At 60.5% G+C, this 2,243-nt stretch carries 3 protein-coding genes; 2 read left to right on the top strand and 1 reads right to left on the bottom strand.

The window, feature by feature from the left end; all coding sequences use genetic code 11:
* Nucleotides 1-355 precede the first annotated feature (355 nt).
* Nucleotides 356-1,222, top strand: a complete 867-nt coding sequence (locus GTW58_RS12920; RefSeq protein ID WP_119933824.1) for an alpha/beta hydrolase — start codon at nucleotides 356-358, stop codon at nucleotides 1,220-1,222.
* Nucleotides 1,219-1,788: a hypothetical protein gene (locus GTW58_RS12915; RefSeq protein WP_119933823.1), complete on the top strand. Its 570-nt coding sequence runs from the start codon at nucleotides 1,219-1,221 to the stop codon at nucleotides 1,786-1,788. The genes GTW58_RS12920 and GTW58_RS12915 overlap by 4 nt, the downstream gene beginning before the upstream one ends.
* 103 nt (nucleotides 1,789-1,891) lie before the next feature.
* Here the strand turns inward: GTW58_RS12915 and GTW58_RS15175 are convergent, their stop codons facing one another.
* Nucleotides 1,892-2,188, bottom strand: coding sequence for an integrase core domain-containing protein (locus GTW58_RS15175; RefSeq protein WP_119933822.1), 297 nt, complete (start codon nucleotides 2,186-2,188; stop codon nucleotides 1,892-1,894).
* Nucleotides 2,189-2,243 lie beyond the last annotated feature (55 nt).

Raw genomic sequence — 2,243 nt, 5'->3', positions numbered from 1 at the left:
TGTGGCGAGGAGCCCGTTCCTCATCTCACCAACGCACCCGTGACAAGAACCTCATGCCCCACAACACCTAGCGGGTCTCCATCGCACACCGGAAGGTCTGGAGATCAGCCGTACGCTTCTGATACAGATGGACCGGGACGGTGTCTTCGGGGTTCCGTACTTCTTGGTGGGAAAGAAAGCGTTCTGGGGGCTCGAAAGACTGGCCATGGCGGAAGAAGCGTATCTTGACCCGGCATCGAAACCCGCCGCGTCTGCTCCACCCATGGTGCTCGTAGAAGCCGCCCATCCGCTGGACGATCAGCCCGGGGGCTGCGGATGAGAGAACAACTACACACCACTACGAAATGGAGCTAGCATGAATTTTTTCACCCACTTAACGGGTACCGCCCTGGCATACCTCCTCCTGCACCCACAGCGCAGGATGCCTCACCGCACACCCACTGACGTCAACATCAGCCTGTGGGAGAAGAAGCTGATACGGACCTCAGACGGCAAAAAGCTTGGTTGTTGGTTGCTCCATGGTGATCGGCGGAAGTTGGCTGTGGTTGGTCATGGTATCGGTCTCTCCAAGTCGGCATCCCTGGGGCAGGCCATGCATCTCAATGGTCAGGGATTCACAGTTCTCATGTTCGACCACCGAAACCACGGTGAGTCTTCTAGAGATTTACATGCCATGGACATGGCGCGCAGGTTCACGCTGGACGTGGAGTCCTGCGTTTCATGGCTTCGCGCCGAAGCCGGTGGGCTTGATTCGAACCTAGTGGTTTTCGGTTATTCCTTCTCCACATTCCCCAGCGTTTATGCGGCCTCACGTGGTTTGGTGGACCTTGACGCCATTGTCTGTGACAGCGGCCCCGGATTAACGCTCGAATCCCTGTTCCAGGGGTTCATGGGGGCCGGGAAACTTCCGAGGATCCCCGGGTTCACCTCGCCGTCATCGGAAGCGGCACTAAAAGAAGCCACCGCCCACGCTGCCGTCAAATTGCTGGGGGCTACCTGGCCGCCCCCGTCCAACGCCGGACTGATGTCCTGGATCCCGATGATGTTTATCTCAGGAAGTTCGGACCCTATTGTTGAAACGCGGGAGGTCCAAGCGCTGGCCAAACACTACCCCAGGGTGCAGGTCAAGGTCCTCGAGGGAGCTCACTTGAGTACTTTCAAGGAGGACCAGGACGCATACCTGGAGGCCTTGTCGAAATTCCTGCAGGGTGTCGAGGCATGAACGACAGCATGCCCGGTCCCATGCCGCAGCGCATCCCCTGGTGGTGGTACAAGACATCAAACACATCAGGTACTGATCTCACTTCGGGGGATTTCAGTGTGGCGAGCTCAGGTCAGCACTGGATCCGGGCGATCGACGTGGCCGCCGCTCCCGATGAGCTATTCGCCTGGGTCACGCAACTTCGCCGGGCACCCTACAGCTACGACTGGATCGACAACTTCGGGCGACATAGCCCCCAAACCCTGGACCACACACTGGTGGACGTCTCGGTGGGTGATTCCGTAATGAGCATCTTCACAGTCATCGAGGTTGTCCCCGGTACCTCCATGACAGTGGCCATGAAAGGGGGCATGCCCACCTTGCTTTTCGGTCCGGTGACGGTGCACTACCGTGCAGAACCCAGAGGTGCAGGCTCCCGTCTTGTCGTGAATCTGGTGGTGCCCCGGCCACCCGGGCCGCTGGCCACACTGCGCCGGTATGCACTTGCCTGGGGCGACCTGATCATGATGCGTAAGCAGGTGATAGAGCTGAAACGGCTCACAGAGTTGCCGACGCAAGCATCCTGATTTGTGGCCAGTTCACCTCACAGGAGCGGATCTCCCCGGGGCTGTTTCGGGCGGCCGTGATCTACGAGGCGGAAGGTGTCAAGGCCGGTGAAGACAGTTTTCGTCAGGCGGTCTGTATGAGGGCCTCCTGTGATGGCTTGTTGATCCACGCCGCGGTGGGTGGTCTCGGTGGCTGCGGGCGGCGGTGGCCGAAGCGTGCGGGGTGGGCGGTGTAGGCGGCATCGAGGGTCTGCTGGCGTAGCGCCCGGACCTCGCCCACGGTGCCGTGGTGGACCGAGGCCGGGGTGTGCAACCCGATCCCGGAGTGACGGTGCTCGTGGTTGTAGTAGCCGAAGAACGCCTCGCAGAACGCCCGGGCGTCGGCCAGTGATCCGAAGCGTTTGGCCCGAGTCGTGCCAATTTAGTGTGTTGGCCATTCGGTGCCGGTGGCGGTGAGGATCTCGCTGGCGGTGCCG

The sequence above is a fragment of the Kocuria subflava genome (genome assembly GCF_012163155.1).
In the GTDB taxonomy this organism is placed as follows: Bacteria; Actinomycetota; Actinomycetes; order Actinomycetales; family Micrococcaceae; genus Kocuria; species Kocuria subflava.
Note: the sequence above shows the minus strand (reverse complement) of the source record. Positions and strands in the feature narration are given on the sequence as shown.